This is a genomic window from Staphylococcus carnosus (assembly GCF_900458435.1).
Classification (GTDB): domain Bacteria; phylum Bacillota; class Bacilli; order Staphylococcales; family Staphylococcaceae; genus Staphylococcus; species Staphylococcus carnosus.
Map to the genome: position 1 here is coordinate 1,458,664 of NZ_UHCT01000001.1, position 23,936 is coordinate 1,482,599.

The window sequence follows — 23,936 nt, forward strand, 5'->3', positions numbered from 1 at the left end:
AAATTATCAACTAGAAGTAGAACGCTAATTTTGATAAAATAAAGTCGGGTTTAAATTAATTAAAACGTAAAAAATCGATAATATTAACAATTTGATTTATATAAGGTTCTTTTCAAGAACTAAAAATAATACAAATGAAGTATAGGAGTTTGGTTATGAAGACAACAATTAAAGATGCTAAGAACCATATTGGCCAAGAAGTAACAATAGGTGCTTGGCTGCATAATAAACGTTCAAGCGGTAAGATTGCATTCTTACAACTTCGTGATGGCACAGGATTTATGCAAGGTGTCGTTGTAAAATCAGAAGTAGATGAAGATACTTTCGCTACTGCAAAAAATATTACTCAAGAATCTTCACTTTACGTAACAGGTACAATTACTGAAGATAATCGTTCAGATTTAGGTTATGAAATGCAAGTGAAGTCTATTGATGTTATTCAAGAAGCACATGATTATCCAATTACACCTAAAAATCACGGTACTGAATTCTTAATGGACCACCGTCATTTATGGTTACGTTCAAAAAAACAACATGCAGTAATGAAAATTCGTAACGAAATCATTCGTGCAACATACGAATTTTTCCATGAAACTGGTTTCGTTAAAATTGACCCACCAATTTTAACAGCAAGTGCACCTGAAGGTACAAGTGAACTATTCCATACTAAATACTTTGATGAAGATGCTTTCTTATCTCAAAGTGGTCAATTATATCTTGAAGCTGCGGCAATGGCTTATGGAAAAGTATTTTCATTCGGTCCAACTTTCCGTGCTGAAAAATCTAAAACACGCCGTCACTTAATCGAATTCTGGATGATTGAAGGCGAAATGGCATTTTATGAACATGCTGACAGCTTAGAAGTTCAAGAGCAATATGTTACACATGTAGTACAATCAGTACTTAAAAATTGTGAACTTGAATTGAAAATTTTAGATAGAGACACTTCTAAATTAGAAAAAGTAAAAACACCATTCCCACGTATAACTTACGATGATGCTATCGAGTATTTGAAAGAACAAGGATTCGATGACATTGAGTGGGGCGAAGATTTTGGTGCATCACACGAAACAGCAATTGCAAATCATTATGATTTACCTGTTTTCATCACTAATTACCCAACTAAAATCAAACCATTCTATATGCAGCCAAACCCTGAAAATGAGGAAACTGTATTATGTGCAGATTTAATCGCACCTGAAGGTTATGGTGAAATTATTGGTGGTTCAGAACGTATTAATGATTTAGAATTATTAGAAGAACGTATTGAGGAACATCAATTAGATCGCGAAAGTTATAACTATTATTTAGATTTACGTCGTTATGGATCTGTACCGCATAGCGGATTTGGTTTAGGATTAGAGCGAACTGTCGCATGGATTTCTGGTGTTGAACATGTTAGAGAAACAGCACCATTCCCACGTCTATTGAACCGATTATACCCATAATAATAAATAACCAATAGAAAATATATAATGGTCCAGTCAAATGATTCTTCTTCCATTCATTCGACTGGGCCTTTTCAAATAGAAAGGGGAGATAGATTTGGATATTGATTTTTTAAGAAAACGTCCGATGGTTTTTAGAAGAGAATTACTAGATCATTATGCTGAACTTGGACTCACAGAAACTGATTTAGTTATTTTAATGAAACTTATCTATGAAAATGAACATTCCAATAAACAACCCTCAATTCAATATTTATGCCAAGGAACAACAATGAAAGAAAGAGAAGTGACTGGAGTTATTCAACGCTTGATACAGCTTGATTTATTTAATTTAACTGTGCAAAAAGATGAAGAAGGTCGTTTTGCAGAATTTATGGATCTAGATGGATTTTATAATTCTTTTAAAAATGTACTAGAAAAAGAGTCATTAAGACACAAAGAACAATCTGATGAAGAGACTTTTAAGGATCTTTTTCAATTTATAGAACAATCCTTTGGTCGCCCGCTTTCGCCAATAGAAATTGATACGTTGAATCAATGGATAGATGTTGATAATCATGACATATCTGTTATACAAGCTGCAGTGAATGAAGCATTAAGTCAAGAGAAAATTAATTTCAAATACATCGATCGAATATTATTGAATTGGAAAAAGAATAATGTCAAAACAGTCGATGATTCCAAAAAAATCAGCCAACAATATCATACGCCACAAATGAAGCATACTGTAAAAAATATACCTAAATTCGACTGGTTAAATGAGGAGGACTCATAAATGTTAAGCAAAAAGAAAGCATTAAGTATGATTGATGTAATTGCTGATATGTTTCCAGATGCTGAGTGCGAATTAAAACATAATAACCCATTCGAACTTACAATTGCTGTTTTATTATCAGCGCAATGTACGGATGTACTAGTAAATAAAGTAACAACTAACTTATTTAAAAAATATAAAACACCTCAAGATTATATCAATGTGAGTCTCGAAGAACTCGAACAAGATATTCGTTCAATTGGTTTATATCGAAATAAGGCTAAAAATATAAAAAAACTTTGCCATTCATTGATTGATAAATTTGATGGTAAAGTGCCTCATGATCGAGCTGACTTAGAAAGTTTAGCGGGTGTAGGAAGAAAAACAGCAAATGTCGTTATGAGCGTTGCCTTTGGAGAACCTGCTTTAGCTGTTGACACACATGTAGAAAGAGTATCTAAAAGGTTAGGTATTTGTCGTTGGAAAGATAGTGTAAAAGAAGTCGAAAGCAGACTTTGTTCTATAATACCGAAGGATAGATGGACTAAAAGTCATCATCAACTCATTTTCTTCGGGCGTTATCATTGTTTAGCAAGAGCACCTAAATGTGATATTTGTCCTTTATTCGACGAATGCAGAGAAGGGCAAAAGAGATATAAACAAAAAATAAAAAAAGAAGCTGAAAAATCATAGGAGTTGTTTAAAATGATTGCAAAATCAGACTTTGAAAAACGAGAGGAATACCTTGATCAACTCTCAAAAAATAAAAAGCTGACTTCACAAGAAGGAAAAAGTCAGCTTGATGCATATTTTAATTTACTGCAAAGTTATTTTTGCGAAATCAATAATATATCTAATATTGATTTTGATAACATCGACAGTTATCCGATTGTACCGATAAATTTTAAAGAACGTTTTGAATATATTAATGAGCGTTGTCATCATTTCATGGGATATCGACAGATGAAAACCTTAGCTTCTGAACTAATTAAAATGAATGCTGCTTATAAAACGCGACAAGCTCATAAAAAACAATAAAAAGTGCAGTGCTAGAAAATTAATTCTAGCGACTGCACTTTTTTATTATGATGCTTTATCATTGAAAATTGCATTAAGGTTAAAGAATTTAGTTAATGCATTTCCGCTTTGTTGATTATTATTGCCTTGGCTATTATTACCTTGTTGATTATTATTGCCTTGGCTGTTATTACCTTGTTGATTGCTTTGTCCAGAACTATTATTTGAACCACTGTTACTACTGCTGCTGCCACCATTTACAGTACCGTTACTATTAACTTTTCTATTAGTAGTATCGTTGTCTGGGTGTCCAGCTACAGATAAATCTTCTTTGCTTGAACCATCTACAGAAGAAGGTTTTTTGAAGTCTGCACCGTCACGAGGACTAATGTCTGACATTACATCTTCAAGTAAATATTGTGGATATTCTTGTTCACTATGACCAACAAATGAATTTTCACCATATTGTTTTACTTTATTGAAGCCCATCCAAACTGACATTGAATATTTAGGTGTGAAACCATTAATCCAAACATCTTTGGCTGCATCATCAGGTAAGTTGTATTGTTGATATGTTTCACTACCGTAAGTACCTGTACCAGTTTTTGCTGCTAGATTAACACCTGAAACGCCGTGTCCATAAGCAGAACCCCAAGCTTCAAATGTACCTTTTAAGACTTCTGAAAGCATGTAAGCTGTGTAATCATGCATAGCTCTATGATGTTTCCAGTCAAACTCAGTTGTCGCTCCGTCTTGATCAACTACTTTAGTTATTGCATGAGCTTGGTTATATTCACCGCCGTTAGCTAAAGCTGCGAATGCAGATGCTAAATCAGTAGGTGAGAATTCAGAAGCTGAACCACCGAGTACTTCTGATGGACCAATTTCACTTTGATAATTAAGTCCGACTTTCTTAGCAAAGTTCTTAGGTGCATCATCGCCAGCATCTTGTTTAGTCTGTTGCCATGCTTTTAGCGCTGGAATATTGAAACTTTGTCTCAATGCATCATATAGTGTTACAGTACCATGACTCTTTGTATCGTAGTTTCGGAATGTTGTTCCGTCTACCATATATTCAGATTCATCTTGTAGAGCATGATTTGTTGCCCATTGCATATTTTCAATTGCAGGTCCATATGCTAAGAATGGTTTTAATGATGAGCCAGTAGGGTGAGCATCTGTTGCTAAGTTTCTATCGACTACATCTTTAAAGTTTCTGCCGCCTGAAATAGCAACCAGACCACCAGTTTTACTATCTACAATTGTAGAACCAACTTGTTGGTCATCATTTTTATAGTAGTTGCCATTATTGATATGGTCTTGCAATGATTTTTGAACGCTAGAATCCATATTAGTGTAAATTTTAACACCACTGTTCAAGACATCACCTAAATTTTTATCTTTATATTTAGGATGAGCCATCAATTCAGTTTTAACAAAGTTAACATAAGAATCCATTTCCGGATCTTTGTCATCAGCCTTAATCGCACGTTGCTCAGCATTACGCTTCACAAGGTTTTTCTCGATAGGAGTATCTTGAGCTTTTTTCATTTCAGCTTCAGAAATTCTATGATGATAGTGCATTAAGTATAAAACTGTATCTTTACGAGATTCCGCTTCTTTAGGATGATCATATACGTTATACAAGTTTGGTACTTGAGGTAAACCAGCTAAATACGCTTCTTCAGGTAAAGTTAAATCTTTCAAGTCTTTATCGAAGTAGTATTTTGCTGCTGCCTTAACACCATAAACACCATCAGAATAGTAAATTTTGTTCAAATAAATCTGGAAGATATCATCTTTACTATACTCTTGCTCAAGGCGATATGATAAGTACGCTTCTTGTGCTTTACGACCGATTGATTTTTGGTCTGTTAAGAATGAGCGTTTAACAACTTGTTGCGTTAAAGTAGATGCACCTTGTGAACCGAAACCACCGGTAATGTTTTTACCTACAGCCCCAAATAAACGTTTGTAGTCTAATGCGCCATGTTTGTAAAAACGATTATCTTCAGTCGCTAATACTGCATCTTTCATATGCGTTGGAACATCTTTCAAGTCTACATGCGCTCGTCTCTGACCATTATCAAGCGTTTTAACCAAGTCACCGTTCTTATCATATATCTTAGCAGGGATAGGGTCTTGCAATTTCGCATCTGTAAAAGCAGGTGCTTTCCATGCATAATATGCAAACAAAAGGACCCCAATCAACGCTAAAACGATAAAGGCAATAAGTATAAAGCCAATAATCTTGATGATTGTCCTTTTAACACTCTTATTCTGTTTTTTACCGGACTTTCCATTCTTAGAATTGGAAGTCCCTTTTCTTTCCGTCATACGCGGTCCTCACTTTCATCTAATATCAACTTATTAACGGCTTTGAGATAATTCAAACGTGGTTGATACTGATAAGGAATATGGTAACCATTTTTTCTAATTTCTTCAACTGTAATTGATTTCTTTATTTCTTGCTGATATCTTTTCCAAAAATACTCAAATGGCACATATGGTAATAGATACACTTCATCCAAAGTTTTAAAACGTATAAGAAGAAAAGCGATGCCTTTTTGTTCGTGCACTGCTTTCATATGCATGACTTGATGTTCATGTATATTTTGCAAAGGAAAAGAAGTTTTGTTTTTAGTTTCTTTTGCTTCGAAATCAATATAATAGCCATTATAAATGCCATTATAATCAGTTGTAGAAGGTGTTCGGAAATATGCTTCTTTGATGACTGCTTTACTGCGTTTTGGATAAGAAACGTCCACGATTTGGACTGGTGTCGGTTTCTTATGAATAACAGCTTTTCCTATCGAAAGGTAGTAATCATTTGATAATTCTATTTCCTTTTCCAAAGTCATACCGCGACCACCATATTTGATTTTACTCGACTTATGGTCATTTGTGCGTCCAACTTTAGTCTTATTTCTATTAAATGGTTTACCATTTGGATAATTCATTATTTTCACCACACAATAGGTTTGTAAAACCGTAATCATTATACACAACTGACAGGTTTATGCAAACTCCGTGAACATATTTATATACTAAGAATAAAATAAGTTATTTGAAGTTTCTTAACTTATCTAATCATTTATGTATATGTCATTAATTTTAACGTTATTTAGCTTAATACACAAACTAAAGTCCATTATAACAAGGGTTATCCTAAATGACGGATCATATTCATTATGATAAATTAAAGTAGCAGGAGGTAAAAATGATGTATAATATCATTCAACAATTGATCCGATATACACAAATGATGAAAGAACGATATCAAAAAGCACGCGAGGGCGTTCAATATTCATTTCATAACGATGTTGTACCTTTTACTAAGGAAATTGATACGCTAATTGATAAACTGAATAGCAAAGAAGAACATGTCGTTTCTCTTCCTTATATGAATAAAATGAAATACCAAATCCTGATACAAAACCTTGAAACTTTATCTGTTGAATGCCACTATTCTAGTACAAGCAGAAAAATTTTCATGGATAAACTTAAAAGTGTGAAATATGATTTGAATTATATAAAGGAAAGTGAAACAAAATATGGTTAAAACTGCTTATGTAACAGGATATAAATCATATGAGCTTAATATTTTTAAAGAAAATGCGCCAGAAATCAAATATTTAAAAGCATTTATCGAAAATAAACTTAAGTCTTTGATTGAAGAAGGATTGGAATGGGTATTAATACAAGGGCAATTGGGCATTGAAATGTGGACAGCTGAAGTAGTTATTTCACTAAAAGAGGAATATCCGGATTTAAAATTAGGCGTTATTGCGCCCTTTGAAAATCATATTGAACGGTGGAATGAACAAAACCAAATTCAGTACCAAAAAATTATTGAAAAAGCAGATTTTACTGAATCTGTTCACCACGCGCCATATGAAGGGCCTTTTCAATTTAAACAAACTGATCAATTTATGTTGGATCATACGGACATGACAGTTTTGTTATATGATGAAGAACAAGAAGCGAGTCCTAAGTACTTTAAGCGGATGTTAGTTGATTTTGCAGAACAAACAAATTATACTTGTGATATTGTAACATTTGATGAAATTAACGTTTTCATCAATGACTTGCAGTGGTCAGAAGAAGAAAGTTTCGAATGAGGTGGAGAAAAAATGGCAGATGTATCTTTAAAGTTATCAGCAAAAGATATTTATGAAAAAGATTTCGAAAAAACTCTTGCCCGTGGCTATAGAAGGGAAGAGGTAGATGCATTCCTAGATGACATCATTGCAGACTATCAAAAAATGGCAGATTTAGATAGTGAAGTCGTTAAATTAAATGAAGAAAATCACAAATTAAAAAAAGAACTTGAAGAATTGCGTTTACGCGTTGCAACTTCTAGACCACAAGAAAACAAGAATTTCTCATCAAATGCGAGTACGAATAATGTAGACGTTTTAAAACGCATTTCTAATTTAGAAAAAGCAGTATTTGGCAAATAATAACTTGAAAAGACAAGTAATCAAAATCTGAATACTTTATCTATTTAAGATTGCCTTTACCATGCTAGATTAACCGTGTTATAATTTTAAAGTGATATTTCGGGTAATCGCTATAGCGATATAGAGGAAAGTCCATGCTCACACAATCTGAGATTGATTGTAGTGTTCGTGCTTGATGAAACAATAAGTCAAGGCAATATGACGGCAGTGAAATAACCTAAGTTCTTTGAATATGGTTAGAATAGCTTGAAAGTGCCACAGTGACGTAGCTTTTATAGAAATATAAAAGGTGGAACGCGGTAAACCCCTCGAGTGAGCAATCCAAATTTGGTAGGAGCACTTGTTTAGCGGAATTCAACGTATAAACGAGGAAATCACCGTACATAATCGGTATTTCAGACAGATGGTTACCACCGGCGTACCAGTGCATACTAGTGCACGTGAAGAGTACTAAGGTACAGAACATGGCTTACAGAGATATCATTACTAGTTTAGCTCTCCCGCGAAGGAGAGCTTTTTTAATTTGCTTTGAAAAAGCAGAAACATTCCACATAAAATGCGAAAACTCTGCTACAATTGAAAAGTAATTATCATAGAGAAGGAAGGGAAAATGCGTATGTATCAATTATTAGCTGTATGTCCTATGGGGCTTGAATCAGTAGTTTCCAAAGAAGTCAATGAACTTGGTTACGATACTGAAGTCGAAAACGGTAGAATATTCTTTGAAGGTGACGAAACAGCCATTGCGAAAAGTAATCTTTGGTTACGCACATCAGATAGAGTACGATTAGTAATGGGACGCTTCAAAGCAACTACTTTTGAAGAATTATTTGAACAAACAAAAAATATTCCTTGGGAATCAATTATCCCTGTAGACGGCAATTTCCCTGTTCAAGGTCGCAGTGTTAAATCTACGTTGCATAGTGTTCCTGATGTTCAGGCAATTGTTAAAAAAGCAATTGTAGAACGTTTAAAAGAAGCTTATTCACATAAAGGTTGGTTAGATGAAACTGGGCCTAAATATCCTGTTGAAGTTGCAATTCACAAAGATCAAGTATTATTGACGATTGATACTTCTGGATCAGGATTGAATAAACGTGGTTATCGCCTTGCTCAAGGTGAAGCACCTATTAAAGAAACTCTTGCAGCAGCTTTAATTCGTCTAGCGAATTGGAATGGAAATACACCATTAATCGATCCTTTCTGCGGTTCAGGTACTATAGCGATTGAAGCTTGCTTAATTGCACAAAATATTGCACCTGGATTTAATCGCTCATTTGTTTCTGAAACTTGGGATATTATGCCAGAAGGACTTTACGACACTTTACGTGATGAAGCAGACCAACAAGCTGATTATGATAAAGAAGTAGAAGTATATGCATATGATATCGATCCTGAAATGGTTGAAATCGCAAAACGAAATGCAGAGGAAGTTGGATTAGGTGAAGTCATCCATTTTGAAGTGAAAGATGTCAACACGTTAGATATCCATACAGACAAACCTATCGCACTAATAGGAAATCCGCCATATGGTGAACGTATCGGCGATCGTGATGAAGTCGAAGAAATGTATCGTTATTTAGGTAAATTAATGAAAGAACACCCAAACTTATCAGAATACATTTTAACAAGTAATAAAGAATTTGAATTCTTAACACAACGTAAAGCAACAAAACGTAGAAAATTATTCAATGGTTACATTGAATGTACGTATTACCAATACTGGGCAAACAAAAAATAAATACAACTGAATAGGAGGACTACTATTGAACCAAGAATTTAAACGCGGAATATTGTATTCCTTAATAGCATACATTTTATGGGGCACTCTTCCTATTTACTGGTCGTTACTCAACGATATAGGTCCATTTGAAATACTTGCATACAGAATTATCTTATCTATGATTTTCATGGTTGTTTTAATTTATGCAATGGGTAAATATACGCAGTTTATCAACAACATAAAGCTGCTGACTATGAAACAACTTATTGCTTTGACTGCTGCTGGATACATTATAACGATAAATTGGGGTACTTTTATTTGGGCTGTAAACAATAATCATGTTTTACAATCCAGCCTTGGCTATTATATTAATCCATTGGTCAGCATTATTTTGGCTATGATATTCTTAAAAGAACGTTTTACTAAAATGGAATGGTTAGCTATTATTTTTGCTGTTATCGGTGTATTATATATGACCATTAAAATAGGAGAGTTTCCTATCGTTTCAATTATGCTCGCATTATCATTTGGTTTTTATGGATTATTGAAGAAAATTGTACCAATTGATGCACTTAGCAGTATTACGTATGAATGTATTGTAACAACACCAGCTGCTTTAATTTATATCATTTATCTATGGACAACACATCAAACCACAGTCGGCTTCAATATGCCTACTTTCTGGTTATTGTTCTCAGGTGCTATTACTGCAATCCCACTTATCAGTTTTTCTGCAGGTGCTCGCAGAATACCTCTATCTTTAATGGGATTCATCCAATATGTCGGACCTACTTTAATGTTTATCCTGGGAATTTTTGTTTATAAAGAAGCCTTTGATATTAATCAGCTGATTACATTTATTTTCATCTGGGCAGGTATTATAGTCTATTGTATCTCCCAATATGTTCAAATGAAAAAAGATAAAAATCCTGCAACATAATGCATTTAAAGACACTTAAATCTCATCAGTTTTGATGATGGGAAATTAAGTGTCTTTTTGATTTTGTTTAAGAAAGAATATTATCCTTTAGAGTCTGACACTTTTGTTATACAATTAACACAACGTTATTAAAAAAGGGGAACAACATATATGTCTAGTACGAACCAATTAGATATTTTATATAAATTAAAAAAAGAAGTGGAAAAATCTAACCACGAAGATTTAGTACATATTATTAATCAAGTCATCAAGAAAGTATATTTAAATCAATTCACTTTGACTTTTGTAGGTCACTTTTCAGCCGGAAAGTCTACACTGATCAATTTATTATTAGAACAAGAAATTTTACCGAGTTCTCCAGTGCCGACAACAAGTAATACAGCGATTGTATCAGTATCAGACGAAAGTGAAATTATTGCGAACTTAGAGGGTCAAAAATATACAAAACTTAGTGATTATGAAGAGGTCAAACAATTAAACAGACAAAACGGGGATGTTGAATCTGTAGAAATAAAATTCGACTCAAATAAATTTAATAAAGGATTTACTCTACAAGATACTCCTGGAGTTGACTCAAACGTATCATTGCACCAAGCTTCTACAGAACAATTCATGTTCACAAGTAATATCGTATTCTATACAGTTGATTATAATCATGTTCAATCTGCAATGAACTTCCAATTTATGAAACGACTTAATCATGCAGGAATTCCTGTTGTATTTGTAATTAATCAAATTGACAAGCATAATGACGACGAATTATCATTTGCAGAATTCAAACAAAATATTGATAATGCCATTAATGAATGGGACTTGGATATACTAAGAACTTTCTATGTATCTAAGTTTGATTATCCAGAAAACCAAATTGATGAACTATCAGACTTCTTGGTATATCAAGATAATCATCGAGAATCAATGGAAGATTATATTAAACGTATTACAGAATTTATTACTGATGATCAACTTTCATATATACAATCTGAAATGCAAGATATTTTAAGTATCTTAGATATAGAGGAAGCACAATTCGATCAGGCATATCTCAATTTCCAACAAAACCAATCAGTAAGTGAAGAAGCACAATTACTGAATGACCCTGAAAAATTATTAAACTACCTTAAATATCAACGTAAAAAAATTCTAGATAATGCTTATCTTATGCCTCATGAAATGCGAGAAAAAATCAGAGTATATTTAGAAAGCAGGGTAAAAACTTTTAAAGTCGGCGGTCTCTTTAATAAAAAGAAAAAAACTGAAGAAGAACGTCAAGCGCGTTTAGAAGACGTAATGACTGAATTACAGGATCTCGTCAATCAACAAGTGAGACAGCCAATGCGTGAAGATATGTCCTTTTTAACTCGATTTATAAATCGTTCATCTGTTAGTAATGCTATTTTAAATCAACATTATGAGATTCCAGAAACTTTAATTTCTGATTTGTATCAAGAGCAAATGAGTATTAGCAATCAATATGTTTTAAATTTCTGTGATGACGTAGTCAAAGCAATCCATAATTATGTAAAGAAAGATTCTGACCCGCTCTTAAAAGATGCTGTAAAATATGCTGAATCTCAAAACATTGAAGAAGAAGATGAATCTGCTGATTATAGTGAATATGAAAAATATATCAAGTTACGAGAATTACAAGAATCTCTCGAAACACATAACTATCAACATTATTATATTCACTTAGATGACTCTCTAGATAAATTAATTGATCGTACTGAAATTAAATATACAAAAGAAGAATTAGAACAACCTGAGCGAAAAGGAAAAACAAGCAAAAAAATTCAGAACGATGAAGAAGAGAATATTGATCTATCTGTTATCAAACAAGGTATTGATATTATTGAACCCGTGCCACTTTTCCAACAAACAAAAGACGATTTGAATGCAGCAATTGAAAGAATGGATCAACAAATTGTGAAAATAGGAGTTTTTGGTACATTCAGTGCTGGTAAAAGCAGTTTAATAAACGCGTTATTAGGTGATAATTATCTTGTTAGTTCACCAAATCCGACAACAGCTGCTACAACAGAACTTTCTTATGGGGATTCAATTGCGATTACCTTAAAAAAAGAAGAGCAATTATTAGCTGAATTAAATCAACTTGTAGAAACACAACAGTTTCACTTTGATAATTTAAATGATTTTAAAGATACTGATACAACTGCTTTAAAAAATTCGTTAAAAAAGGAACAATTAGCTTTTGTAAATGCAGTTAAATCACAATTAGATTTATACCAAGATATGTTAAAAGATGGTCTTACTCACGATATTAATCAAGATGAAGTTAAAAAATGGAGTGCTGAAGATGCTTATGCAGCATTTGTAGAAACCGTTCATTTAAAATTGCCTATTGATTGGCTTAAAAATAAAATTATCGTGGATTCTTTAGGTTTATATTCAAATAACCAAAGACATTCTAACGAAACAGAAAAGATTTTAACTTCTTCTGACTTAATTTTATACGTCAGCTACTTCAATCATTCGTTTACGGACAATGACAAAGCATTTATTGAATATATGAAAGAAATGAATCAATTAAATGAAAATCAAACATTCAAAATGATTATCAACGCTGTTGATTTAGCTGAATCTCAAAGTGATTTAGAAGCTGTTGAAGATTATGTATCAGATGCTTTAGAACAAGTGAACATGCCTGCAGATATTTATTCTGTTTCTAGCAGACGTTCATTAAAAGAAGGCGATGAAGGCATTGATAAACTTAAAGAAAGCTTAGATTATTTTGCTTCTGTTGAATCTAAAGTTGTATTACAACATCAAATGAAATCACAATTAGAACAAATCTGTAATTCCTTTGCTGAAATGTCTGAGGATTTTCAAAATAATCGCCAAGAAATGGAAAAACGTCAGAATAAAATACAAGAAATTAATAAAAAAGGTGCAATCCCAGAAACAACTTTATCGACTTCTAAACAACATGCTTATAACGAAGTCGAAGATCAGATTTATCATTTAAATGAACGTTTAAAACTTCAACTTTTTGATGAAGTCAGAACTGTATTTAATGCACAAATGACTAAAAATAAAGATTTTGAAGATGAGAAGCGAATCGCAGTAAAAACTTATTTGGAACAAATTCATGCAAGACTTTATATGGAACAGACATTAATTGCTGAGCGAATTAAAAAGTTCTTTAATCAACAATTGGAAGAACAGCTTGCTCCAGTGGTAAAACAATTAAATCAGTTGCATATTTTGATACATCCTCACTTTAATATCGATATGAATAAAGATGAAATCGATACATTACACATAGATTTCGAGCAAATGTATCAATCACTTCCAAAAAAATTATCTAAAAAACGTTTATTACAGCCTAAAGCTCAAAAAGAAATTCAAGAAGACGTTACGATGAATACAGTAGAATTACTGCAAGATGATATCAACCTTTTACGTCAACAATTAGAACAACAAGTGAAGCTGATGGGCCAAACTGCTGAAAAACAAATTAATGCTATTTCAGATGAAATACATCAACAAGCTGACGAATTGCTTAAAGTTAAATTAGATACATCATTAATTAAGCAAATTGATTCAGCTCATGCAGAACTAAAATCAATTTTATAATTTAGAAAGAGGATATTTACATGAGTAATAGAGTATTGCTTGTAGATGGAATGGCGCTTTTATTTCGCCATTTCTATGCTACAAGTATCCATAACCAATATATGAGAAATAGGGAAGGTACACCTACAAACGGTGTGCAAGGATTTATTAGACATATTTTTTCTGCTATCGAAGATATTAATCCTACTCATATTGCTGTATGTTGGGATATGGGTCAACAAACTTTCAGAAACGAAGTGTTTACAGCCTACAAACAACATCGTCCAGCACCACCAGATGAACTTAAGCCACAATTTGATTTAGTTAAACAAATGTCAGAAGCATTAGGTTTTATAAATATAGGTGTGCAAAACTATGAAGCAGATGATGTAATAGGCACTTTAAGCAACAATTTATCAAAAGAGAATAAAATATATATAGTTACTGGAGATAAAGATATTTTGCAATGCATCAATCCAAACGTTCAAGTTTGGTTAACCAAAAAAGGATTTAATATCTATAATCGTTATGATTTAGAGCGTTATCAAGCGGAATATAATTTAAATCCGCTTCAACTTATAGATATTAAAGCTTTTATGGGAGATAGTGCTGATGGCTATCCTGGTGTTAAAGGAATCGGTGAAAAAACTGCATTAAAATTGATTCAACAATATCAATCTGTTGAAAATGTAATTAATCATATTGACGAATTAACACCTGGACAACAAAAGAAAATCATTAGTCATATGGATGATTTAAAATTATCTAAACAACTTGCCGCTATTCATACTGAGGTGCCATTGGATATAGAAGCATTATTTAATAAAATGCAATATCAAGTGGATTATATCAATGCCATGCAAATATGCGATGATCATGATCTAAAAGTTTCAAGTAAATTTATCAATAGAGAATTCATGCCATTCTAAAATAAAAACAGGATTGAACAAAATGTAATAGACATTTTGTTCAATCCTGTTTATTTTAATTGTTGATATAATGCTTGTTGGGCATGGTGATTTGCTTCTTTATTTTGTGCTCGCGGTATCCAATTAATCAAACACAAATCAAATACCTTCATTTTTTTGGCTGCTTCCATTAGATAAGATTTAAACTTTTCATTTTTTGTAAAACCTTTTTCCAGACTATCTACAACAAGTTTTGAATCTGTTGAAACTAGGGCAGTATCAACTTCCTGTTGTTCAGCACACTCTAATGCAAAAATAAATGCTTCCCACTCAGCAGAATGATTATCTGTTGGTGAAATATCTTTCGTATATATTTGATGATTTGATTCCTCAACAATTACGACTGCAATTGATGCAGGACCAGGATTGCCTTTTACAGCAGCATCAAAAAATATCTTAGCCATTTTCATCACCTCAATATTTCACTACATTTTTCAATACCCTCTTATTAATATCCTTCATCTTTTGCTTGGATTTTACCGCTTCTATACATTGATTTTGCAAGATACCCAAAAGGTACATTAAAGATAGTAGCTACAAGTTTCAATAGATAAGTTGTAATGAATATTTCAAAAACTGCATTACCAGGCAGTAAGCCAATAAAAGCAATACAAACAAACAATGCTGTATCAATAATCGAACTCAAAATTGTACTTCCATAAGCTCTTAAAATAAAAGTTCGATCTGATTTAAATACTTTCTTGATTGCATTAAAGATAAACACATCAATATGCTGACCTATTATATATGCAATAATTGAACCTAAAGCAATTCGTGGTACAATATTAAAAATTGTGCTCAAAGCTTTTTGAGACATATCTTCAGGAGCTGGGATAAAGTGCAATGATAATTGCATTAATATAATCATTACTAATGACGATGTGAATCCCATCCAAACAGCTCTTTTTGCTACTTTTCTACCATAAATATCATTTAAAATATCAGTTGCTAAGTATATAGATGCGAACATCACATTACCTAAAGTCGCTGAAATAGCAAATATATCTACTGTTTTTATAACTTGGATATTGGCTATAATTGTCCCCATAGCTACCCATGCTATTAAACCTTGTTTACCGAACAATCTAAACATTGTCACCATTAAAGTAAAGGTTACTAGGAATGCAACAATTCCCATTATTTCATTAAAAAACATATTATTCCTCCTAAATTTTGATAATGCGGGTGTTTAGAAACCGCAAACTCAACTTATATATTCTATTAAATTTGTTTACTTAATGCAATGGCTATTTCGTTAATGATAGTTTCAATAGATGAACTCATTACGCTCTCGTGATATAATGACACTAAAATTAATCGTCTAGAAACTATAATCGTAAAAGTATCAATAAATAAGGGAGTGACGATTATTTTTACTAAATCAGAAAAAAAGGCGCTTGATTCTATTGATGAATTATTGAACACTTACTGCAAAAATTGTGAATTAAAACTATATAATCGAAAAGAACATGGCAAAACATACGCACATCATTTTTGCATATATGAATGTTCAGTCGGAAAACAAATCAAGCAATTTGGCAACGAATTACAATAAATGGAGGGAATATCGATGGAGATCGTTCGTATAGAACCGACACCAAGTCCTAATACTATGAAAGTAGTATTAAATAAACAAAGAGAGGACAATCAATCCTCCACTTACACAGCAGTTAAAGAAGGACAGCCAGAATTTATTAATCATTTATTAGATTTAGAAGGTGTAAAATCAATATTTTATGTTATTGATTTCCTTGCGATAGATAAAACACCAAAAGCAGATTGGGAAGAAGTGCTTCCAAAAATCACTGCTGTTTTAAATGAAGATGCAGGAGCTGGAAAAACAGATGAACCAGTACCAGATGAACATTATGGTGAAATCAAAGCAGAAGTATTAGTTTTTAAAGGGATACCTTATCAAATTAAATTATCCACTACTGAAAAAGAAGAACGAAAACAACTACCTGCTAAATTTGTAGATACAATGTTAGATGCACAAAAAGATGATGATAATGTTGTTTTCATGCGTAAATGGGAAGACTTAGGCACACGCTATGGTGATATTGATGAAGTGATGTCTGAAGTTGAAGAAGAAATCATTGCACTTTATCCAACTGAAAAACTAGATGAATTACTAAAAGAAGCATTACAAACAGAAATTGTTGTACCTTCAACGCAATATAAACATGTGACGCTTGATGAGTTTAATCAAGCTGAGGATTGGAAAGCACAACTTAGAATGTTGAAATCATTTCCAACACCGACAAAAGATGATTATCCGCTTTTAGAAGCTGCATTGAATCATCCGAAAGTACCTATCAGACGTGAAGCAGTTGTGTTAGCTAGTATGGTTGATGATGAATCTGTATTACCATATCTTTATCAAGGATTGAATGATAAAAACCCTGGGGTAAGACGTACAGCTGGAGATGGGTTAAGTGATTTAGGATATAAAGATGCGCTGCCAGAAATGGAAAAAGCATTGGATGATCCGCAAAAAATCGTGCGTTGGCGTGCTGCAATGTTTATTTTTGATGAAGGCGGAGAAGCACAATTACCTGCTTTAAAAGCTCATGAAAATGATGATGCTTACGAAGTGAAATTGCAAATTCAAATGGCTATTTCAAGAATTGAAAATGGTGATGAAGCATTAGGCTCTGTTTGGAAACAAATTGCAAACCGTAATAAATAATTGTAGTATTGGAAATTCAGTTGCATTACAAATATACAAAATTCATGTAAAATAAATTATAATAATTACAAGGAGTTGTTATGCATGAATGCATATGAAGCATATATGAAAGAGTTAGCACAAGGCATGAGAAGTGAATTAACTCAAAACGATTTTGAAAGTTTAGAATCAGCAGATTCTGTAAATGATTATATGAAAAATGTTGGAAAAGACGAAACAACATTCGTAGTCATTAATTCTACTTGCGGATGTGCTGCTGGTTTAGCACGTCCTGCAGCTGTTGCAGTAGCTGAACAAAATGACAAAAAACCTGATCATAAGGTTACTGTATTTGCAGGTCAAGATAAAGAAGCTACACAAGCGATGAGAGAATTTATTCAACAAGTTCCATCCAGCCCTTCATACGCTTTATTCAAAGGTACTGAACTTAAACACTTTATGCCACGTGAGTATATAGAAGGTAGAGATATTCAAGATATCTGCATGGATATTAAAGATATGTTTGACGAAAATTGCTAAGTTATCATATTAATACCATGTAATGGAAAGGGACAAATGACTTACAGAACATCATTTGTCCCTTTTTCTATAAAGATATACATAAAAAGGAGGATGCCAATATGAATAAATTTGACAAAGCATACCACGATTTGTGCAAAGAGATTCTTGAAATCGGAAATGAACGTGACGATCGTACACATACAGGTACAATTTCAAAGTTCGGCCACCAATTACGGTTTGATTTATCTGAAGGATTTCCATTACTTACTACAAAAAAAGTTTCGTTTAAATTATTAGCTACTGAACTCGTTTGGTTCATAAAAGGTGATACTAATATCAAATACTTACTTCAATATAATAATAATATCTGGAATGAGTGGGCATTTGAAAAATATATTCAATCAGAAGATTATACTGGTCCTGATATGACCAATTTTGGTCACCGTGCTTTGCAAGACCTTGAGTTTAATGAACGTTATCAAGAAGAAATGGATAAGTTTAAAAAGAAAATTTTAAATGACGATGCATTCGCTGAAAAACATGGTGACTTAGGTAATGTTTATGGCAAACAATGGCGTGATTGGGTAGGTGCAGATGGAAAGCATTATGATCAACTTGCTACTGTTATTGAGCAAATTAAAAAGCATCCTACTTCACGCAGACATATTGTATCCGCTTGGAACCCATCGGAAATTGACACAATGGCTCTCCCACCATGTCATACAATGTTTCAATTTTATGTACAAGATGGCAAGTTAAGTTGCCAACTTTATCAGAGAAGTGCGGATATTTTCTTAGGAGTTCCTTTTAATATTGCAAGTTATAGTTTGTTAACGCATTTAGTTGCTAAAGAATGTGGTTTAGAAGTGGGAGAATTTGTACATACATTCGGAGACGCTCATATTTATTCAAACCATATAGATGCTATTGAAAAACAACTCTCAAGAGATAGTTATGCTCCACCGCAATTAAAAATCAATACTGATAAATCCATTTTTGAAATTCAATATGAAGATTTGGAAATCGTAAATTATCAATCGCATCCAGGTATTAAAGCACCTATCGCAGTATAATTAAATTAATCAACGAACAGAAAAAACGAAAGGGGATTTTTTAATGACTTTATCAATCCTTGTTGCACATGATCAAAACAGGGTCATTGGAAAAGATAATCAATTACCTTGGCATTTGCCTAATGATTTGAAGCACGTTAAAAAATTATCTACTGGCAATACACTTGTTATGGGTCGAAAAACCTATGAATCTATTGGGAAGCCGCTTCCTAATCGCAGAAATGTCGTATTAACAAGCAATTCTGCTTTTCATCCTGAAGGCGTGGATGTTATTCACGATTTAAATGAAATTTATGATTTGCCAGGACACGTCTTTATTTTTGGAGGACAAACTTTATTTGAAGAATTTATAGATAAAGTGGATGATATGTACATTACTGTTATAGAAGATAAGTTTCAAGGTGATACATTCTTCCCACCTTACACTTTTGAAAATTGGGAAGTAGAATCTGCAGTTAAAGGGGAGTTAGATGACAAAAACACAATTCCACATACTTTTCTGCATTTAGTTCGTAAGAAGCAATAGGAGGGTTTTCAAATGAGTAAAAAAATTGTTACAGATTCCACATCAGATTTACCTCAAGAATTTTTAAAGGAACATGATATACATGTAATTCCTTTGAATCTAACAATAGATGGAAAATCATATATCGATCAAGTAGATGTTTCATCTGAGGAAGTAATTCAACTAATTGAAGATGACATTGACATAAAAACAAGTCAACCTCCTATTGGCAAGTTTATCGAAATGTATGACGAGTTAGGAAAAGATGGTTCTGAAATTATTAGTATCCATATGACTTCGGGATTAAGCGGAACTTATCAAACTGCATACCAAGCTAGCCAAATGACAGATTCAAAAGTAACTGTTATTGATTCTAAATCTATTTCATACGGACTTGGCTTTCAACTTGAGCATATAGTGAAATGGATAAGTGAGGGACATTCAACAGAAGAAATTGTCGAAAAAGTTAAACACTTGCAAAGCAATATTAAAGTATATGTTGTTATCGGACAACTAACACAATTGATAAAAGGCGGACGAATCGGTAGAGCCAAAGGTATGATTGGTAATATTATGCGATTAAAACCTACGGGTACTTTGGAGGATGGTCGAATTAATTTGATGTCTAATCCACGAACACAAAAAGCAAGTTTGCAGTTCATAAAAAAAGATTTAGTCAACTTTTTAGAAAATCATTCTCTTAAAAAAATAGGAATTGCCCATGCTAATGCATTAGATTTTGTTGAAAAATCAAAAGACCAATTTATTAATGAAGATGGTTTGCCTGAATATGAATTGAGTTTTACAACACCTGTAATTTCGACACATACAGGTAAAGGTGCGATTGGTCTTACTTTTTTACGTTCTTAACAAGCAACCATACGCTTTGTTAAAAGCAAACTAATAGAAAAATCTAAATAATCGTGGTAACTTAGGGAATAACTAGAACTCGAATGGAGGTAATTTTTTTGGCATATGCAACATTAGCCGGTGGCTGTTTCTGGTGTATGGTAAAACCATTCACTTCTTATCCAGGTATCAAAAGTGTGGTCTCTGGATATAGCGGTGGTCATGTAGAAAATCCAACTTATGAAGAAGTTTGTTCAAATACAACAGGTCATGTAGAAGCAGTACAAATAGAATATGACCCAGAAGTCACTTCATTTGAAAACATTTTGGACGTTTATTTTAAAACTTTCGATCCTACTGACGACAAAGGACAATTTTTTGATCGTGGTGAAAGTTACGAACCAGTCATTTTTTATCATGATGAAGATCAAAAGAAAGCTGCTTTAGCTAAAATTCAAGAATTGAACGAACAAATGATATTTAATAAACCAGTTATTACTCCAGTTAAACCTTATAAAAACTTCTACCCTGCTGAAGGTTATCACCAAGATTATTATAAAAAGAATCCTATGCACTATGAACAATACCAAAAAGGTTCTGGACGTAAAGACTTTATAGAAAAACATTGGGGGAATCAAGATGCTTAAAAAGAATAAAGATGAATTAAATGATCTTGAATATCTTGTAACTCAAGAAAATGGAACTGAACCTCCTTTCCAAAATGAATATTGGAATCATTTTGAAAAGGGAATTTATGTTGATAAATTATCAGGCAAGCCATTATTCACTTCAGAAGAAAAATTTGAATCTGATTGTGGTTGGCCAAGTTTTTCGAAAGCGTTGAGTGATGACGAAGTGGTAGAACTTGTCGACAAATCATTCGGCATGGTAAGAACTGAAGTACGCTCAGAAGACAGTAATAGCCATTTAGGACATGTATTTAATGACGGTCCAGCTGAAACTGGCGGTTTAAGATATTGTATTAATTCCGCTGCTGTCCAGTTTATTCCTTATGATAAATTAGAAGAACTTGGATACGGCGATTTAATTCCGCATTTCAAGGATCAAGGAGAGAAATAGTTATGTTTAAAAAATTATTCGGTAAAGAAAACCAAGCAGACAAGCATATTGAAATTTATGCTCCGATTACTGGTAAATTTGTAGATATAGAAGATATTCCAGACCCTGTATTCTCACAAAAAATGATGGGCGAAGGATTTGGTATTGAACCGACTGAAGGTGTCGTAGTTTCACCAATCGATGGTAAAGTAGATAACGTTTTTCCTACTAGCCATGCTTTAGGTCTTAAAGCTGATAATGGATTAGAATTATTACTTCATATTGGTTTAGATACAGTTCAATTAAACGGAGAAGGTTTTAAAGTATTGGTTGAAAGCGGCGACACTGTAAATGTGGGTGACCCGCTAGTAGAATTTGACTTGGATTTTATTAATCAAAATGCAAAATCAATTATTTCTCCAGTCATTATTACTAATACTGATCAAACAGAAAATATTGATATTCAAAAAAATGATCATTTAGAAAGAAATGAAACTAAAGTTATTGATGTGACGATGTCATAATGAAAGATTATTCTTTTTATCAATTTGCTTTAACAGTAAGAGGACGCCCAGATGCAAAAGGAAAGCTGGCTGAGCAAATTTTTGATGATTTATCTTTTCCTAAACATGAATCTGATTTCCATTCATTATCAGATTACATTGAAACCGAAGCATCTATAAGTGAACCAATGTCCGTCTTTGACGACTTATACGAAGAATATCAAGAGTGGTTAAAATTTTAATACGTTTAAAAAGGATTGATGTTCGTGCATCAATCCTTTTTATTGTGCTTAAGATAATATTTCTTGATGATTACTATGTATTTGGTAAAATTAATTATCGTTTCATTTACTGAATTGGAGCGTAAAAGAACATATTTCTAGAAAGGAGACTTAAAGTTGGTTCAAAATCAAAATAATGAACAGTCTCAAAACCAAGAACAAAAAGACTTACATAACTCTCCGAAAATATTCAAAATTAAGCGTTGGAAATTTATCATTTTGTTAATAGCTATTATTTTAATAACTGTTATTTTAACAGTATTATCAACAATTGCTATATCACATAAAATGAGCGGATTAGATGCAGATCAACGAAAATCTTTCAAAAAAGTAGAATCTGCGTACGGTACTTTAGCAAATGATTATTACAAACATCAAAATCAAGATAAATTATCAGAAGCTGCTATTGATGGAATGGTTAAAGAATTAAAAGATCCATACTCTCAATATATGACGAAAGACGAAACAAAATCATTCAACGAAGATGTTTCAGGTGATTTTGTAGGAATTGGTGCAGAAATGCAACAACGTAATCATCAAATTAGTGTAACAAGTCCTATGAAGGGTTCTCCTGCAGAAAAAGCCGGTTTAAAACCAAAAGATATTGTGAAGAAAGTTAATGGAAAATCTATTAAAGGAAAATCACTTACAGATGTAGTTAAAATGGTTCGCGGTAAAGAAGGTACAACTGTAACTCTGACTATTGAACGTGCACATCAAGAACATACACTTAAAATCAAGCGAGATAAAATACATGTTAAAAGTGTTGAATATAAAAAAGAAGGGAATGTAGGTATTTTCACCATAAATAAATTCCAAGACAATACAGCAGCTGAATTAAAAACAGGTATTAAAAAAGCACATAGTGAAGGTGTGAAAAAAATTGTTCTCGATCTGAGAAATAATCCTGGCGGCTTATTAAACGAAGCTGTAAAAATGTCGAATATCTTTATTGATAAAAATAAACCTGTAGTAAAATTACAAAAGGGTAATGAAACAGAAGTAGTGCGTGCACCAAGTGATGCTTTAAAAGAAGCTAAAGATATGCAAGTTTCTATTTTAGTTAATGAAGGATCTGCGAGTGCTTCTGAGGTATTCACTGGGGCAATGAAAGATTATGGTAAAGCTAAAATTTATGGTGAAAAAACATTCGGTAAAGGTATCGTACAAACTACTAAAGAATACAAAGACGGATCTTTACTTAAATATACTGAAATGAAATGGTTGACTCCAAAAGGTCACTATATACATGGTAAAGGCATTCAACCTGACGTTAAAATTGCTGCACCTAAATATCAATCATTAAGCATGATTCCCGATGATAAGATTTTAAAAGAAGGTGACAACAATAAAAATGTTAAATCAATTAAAATTGGTTTAAAAGCTTTAGGTTATGATACTGGAGAGGAAAATAATGATTTTGATGGTACTTTAAAATCAGCAATTGAATCTTTCCAAAAAGATAATCAGCTTGAAGTAAATGGTACTTTTGATAAAGAAACGAATCACAAATTCACTGAAAAGTTAGTTGATAAATCTAGTAAAGATGATGAGGTTCTTAAAACTTTATTGAAAAAATTAAAATAA

26 protein-coding genes and 1 other RNA gene are annotated in these 23,936 nt (G+C 32.7%); 23 read left to right on the plus strand and 4 right to left on the minus strand.

The features are described 5' to 3' along the window. Positions 1 to 155 precede the first annotated feature (155 nt). From asnS to DYE31_RS07060, 4 genes are all read left to right on the plus strand, one after another. Positions 156 to 1,448 (plus strand): asparagine--tRNA ligase, encoded by a 1,293-nt coding sequence (gene asnS / locus DYE31_RS07045; protein ID WP_015900337.1) that lies wholly within the window; start codon positions 156 to 158, stop codon positions 1,446 to 1,448. Between the two features lie 97 nt (positions 1,449 to 1,545). Continuing rightward, a complete protein-coding gene (locus tag DYE31_RS07050; protein WP_015900336.1) occupies positions 1,546 to 2,223 on the plus strand; it encodes a DnaD domain-containing protein in 678 nt (225 codons plus the stop codon). Next, positions 2,224 to 2,895 carry an endonuclease III gene (gene nth, locus DYE31_RS07055; RefSeq protein WP_015900335.1) on the plus strand — a complete coding sequence of 224 codons (672 nt, stop codon included), beginning with the start codon at positions 2,224 to 2,226 and terminating at the stop codon, positions 2,893 to 2,895. Positions 2,896 to 2,907: 12 nt separating this feature from the next. Further along, entirely contained in the window at positions 2,908 to 3,240 is a 333-nt protein-coding gene (locus DYE31_RS07060) for a YpoC family protein (RefSeq protein ID WP_015900334.1), read from the plus strand. 45 nt (positions 3,241 to 3,285) lie between these two features. Here DYE31_RS07060 and DYE31_RS07065 read toward each other — a convergent pair whose 3' ends face one another. Together DYE31_RS07065 and recU are read right to left on the minus strand one after the other, a co-directional pair. Next, entirely contained in the window at positions 3,286 to 5,556 is a 2,271-nt protein-coding gene (locus DYE31_RS07065) for a transglycosylase domain-containing protein (RefSeq protein WP_015900333.1), read from the minus strand. After that, a complete protein-coding gene (gene recU / locus DYE31_RS07070) occupies positions 5,553 to 6,179 on the minus strand; it encodes a Holliday junction resolvase RecU (RefSeq protein WP_015900332.1) in 627 nt (208 codons plus the stop codon). Before recU ends, DYE31_RS07065 begins: the two co-directional genes overlap by 4 nt. A gap of 263 nt (positions 6,180 to 6,442) precedes the next feature. Here recU and DYE31_RS07075 point away from each other — a divergent pair, with 263 nt between their 5' ends. The 8 genes from DYE31_RS07075 to DYE31_RS07110 all read left to right on the plus strand — a co-directional run bounded on the left by DYE31_RS07075 (position 6,443) and on the right by DYE31_RS07110 (position 14,850). Continuing rightward, positions 6,443 to 6,781, plus strand: coding sequence for a DUF1798 family protein (locus DYE31_RS07075; RefSeq protein WP_041612973.1), 339 nt, complete (start codon positions 6,443 to 6,445; stop codon positions 6,779 to 6,781). Then, the gene (locus DYE31_RS07080) at positions 6,774 to 7,340 is read left to right on the plus strand and encodes an SLOG family protein (RefSeq protein WP_015900330.1); all 567 of its coding nucleotides are present in this window, start codon (positions 6,774 to 6,776) and stop codon (positions 7,338 to 7,340) included. Before DYE31_RS07075 ends, DYE31_RS07080 begins: the two co-directional genes overlap by 8 nt. A 12-nt stretch (positions 7,341 to 7,352) precedes the next feature. Then, positions 7,353 to 7,682: a cell division regulator GpsB gene (gene gpsB / locus DYE31_RS07085; protein WP_015900329.1), complete on the plus strand. Its 330-nt coding sequence runs from the start codon at positions 7,353 to 7,355 to the stop codon at positions 7,680 to 7,682. Between the two features lie 95 nt (positions 7,683 to 7,777). After that, an RNA gene (rnpB, locus tag DYE31_RS07090) (RNase P RNA component class B) lies at positions 7,778 to 8,159 on the plus strand. A gap of 139 nt (positions 8,160 to 8,298) precedes the next feature. Next, entirely contained in the window at positions 8,299 to 9,423 is a 1,125-nt protein-coding gene (locus DYE31_RS07095; RefSeq protein ID WP_015900328.1) for a THUMP domain-containing class I SAM-dependent RNA methyltransferase, read from the plus strand. Positions 9,424 to 9,448: 25 nt separating this feature from the next. Beyond that, the gene (rarD, locus tag DYE31_RS07100) at positions 9,449 to 10,345 is read left to right on the plus strand and encodes an EamA family transporter RarD (protein ID WP_015900327.1); all 897 of its coding nucleotides are present in this window, start codon (positions 9,449 to 9,451) and stop codon (positions 10,343 to 10,345) included. Positions 10,346 to 10,495: 150 nt separating this feature from the next. Next, positions 10,496 to 13,942, plus strand: coding sequence for a dynamin family protein (locus DYE31_RS07105; RefSeq protein ID WP_015900326.1), 3,447 nt, complete (start codon positions 10,496 to 10,498; stop codon positions 13,940 to 13,942). Between the two features lie 20 nt (positions 13,943 to 13,962). After that, positions 13,963 to 14,850: a 5'-3' exonuclease gene (locus DYE31_RS07110; RefSeq protein ID WP_015900325.1), complete on the plus strand. Its 888-nt coding sequence runs from the start codon at positions 13,963 to 13,965 to the stop codon at positions 14,848 to 14,850. A gap of 50 nt (positions 14,851 to 14,900) precedes the next feature. On the opposite strand, the gene DYE31_RS07115 is transcribed toward DYE31_RS07110, so the two are convergent. Together DYE31_RS07115 and DYE31_RS07120 are read right to left on the minus strand one after the other, a co-directional pair. Continuing rightward, entirely contained in the window at positions 14,901 to 15,293 is a 393-nt protein-coding gene (locus DYE31_RS07115) for a ribonuclease HI family protein (RefSeq protein WP_015900324.1), read from the minus strand. A 44-nt stretch (positions 15,294 to 15,337) separates the two neighbouring features. Further along, positions 15,338 to 16,045 carry a queuosine precursor transporter gene (locus DYE31_RS07120; protein WP_015900323.1) on the minus strand — a complete coding sequence of 236 codons (708 nt, stop codon included), beginning with the start codon at positions 16,043 to 16,045 and terminating at the stop codon, positions 15,338 to 15,340. Between the two features lie 204 nt (positions 16,046 to 16,249). Between DYE31_RS07120 and DYE31_RS07125 the strand changes: the two genes are divergently transcribed. The 11 genes from DYE31_RS07125 (at position 16,250) to DYE31_RS07175 (ending at position 23,936) form a co-directional block, all read left to right on the plus strand. Then, positions 16,250 to 16,444 (plus strand): zinc-finger domain-containing protein, encoded by a 195-nt coding sequence (locus tag DYE31_RS07125; RefSeq protein ID WP_075140949.1) that lies wholly within the window; start codon positions 16,250 to 16,252, stop codon positions 16,442 to 16,444. A gap of 15 nt (positions 16,445 to 16,459) precedes the next feature. Next, positions 16,460 to 17,578, plus strand: a complete 1,119-nt coding sequence (locus tag DYE31_RS07130; protein WP_015900322.1) for a conserved virulence factor C family protein — start codon at positions 16,460 to 16,462, stop codon at positions 17,576 to 17,578. Between the two features lie 84 nt (positions 17,579 to 17,662). Continuing rightward, positions 17,663 to 18,097, plus strand: coding sequence for a bacilliredoxin BrxA (gene brxA, locus DYE31_RS07135; protein WP_015900321.1), 435 nt, complete (start codon positions 17,663 to 17,665; stop codon positions 18,095 to 18,097). 101 nt (positions 18,098 to 18,198) lie between these two features. Continuing rightward, a complete protein-coding gene (locus DYE31_RS07140) occupies positions 18,199 to 19,152 on the plus strand; it encodes a thymidylate synthase (protein WP_046099331.1) in 954 nt (317 codons plus the stop codon). A 43-nt stretch (positions 19,153 to 19,195) separates the two neighbouring features. Then, positions 19,196 to 19,678 (plus strand): dihydrofolate reductase, encoded by a 483-nt coding sequence (locus DYE31_RS07145; RefSeq protein ID WP_015900319.1) that lies wholly within the window; start codon positions 19,196 to 19,198, stop codon positions 19,676 to 19,678. A 12-nt stretch (positions 19,679 to 19,690) separates the two neighbouring features. Further along, positions 19,691 to 20,527 (plus strand): DegV family protein, encoded by an 837-nt coding sequence (locus DYE31_RS07150; protein WP_015900318.1) that lies wholly within the window; start codon positions 19,691 to 19,693, stop codon positions 20,525 to 20,527. A gap of 83 nt (positions 20,528 to 20,610) precedes the next feature. Continuing rightward, positions 20,611 to 21,153: a peptide-methionine (S)-S-oxide reductase MsrA gene (msrA, locus tag DYE31_RS07155; RefSeq protein WP_371860249.1), complete on the plus strand. Its 543-nt coding sequence runs from the start codon at positions 20,611 to 20,613 to the stop codon at positions 21,151 to 21,153. Next, complete coding sequence (msrB, locus tag DYE31_RS07160) at positions 21,146 to 21,586, plus strand: peptide-methionine (R)-S-oxide reductase MsrB (RefSeq protein ID WP_015900316.1); 441 nt, start codon at positions 21,146 to 21,148, stop codon at positions 21,584 to 21,586. The genes msrA and msrB overlap by 8 nt, the downstream gene beginning before the upstream one ends. Before the next feature lie 2 nt (positions 21,587 to 21,588). After that, positions 21,589 to 22,089 carry a PTS sugar transporter subunit IIA gene (locus tag DYE31_RS07165; protein WP_015900315.1) on the plus strand — a complete coding sequence of 167 codons (501 nt, stop codon included), beginning with the start codon at positions 21,589 to 21,591 and terminating at the stop codon, positions 22,087 to 22,089. Further along, entirely contained in the window at positions 22,089 to 22,310 is a 222-nt protein-coding gene (locus DYE31_RS07170; RefSeq protein ID WP_015900314.1) for a YozE family protein, read from the plus strand. The genes DYE31_RS07165 and DYE31_RS07170 overlap by 1 nt, the downstream gene beginning before the upstream one ends. Before the next feature lie 156 nt (positions 22,311 to 22,466). After that, complete coding sequence (locus DYE31_RS07175) at positions 22,467 to 23,936, plus strand: S41 family peptidase (protein ID WP_015900313.1); 1,470 nt, start codon at positions 22,467 to 22,469, stop codon at positions 23,934 to 23,936.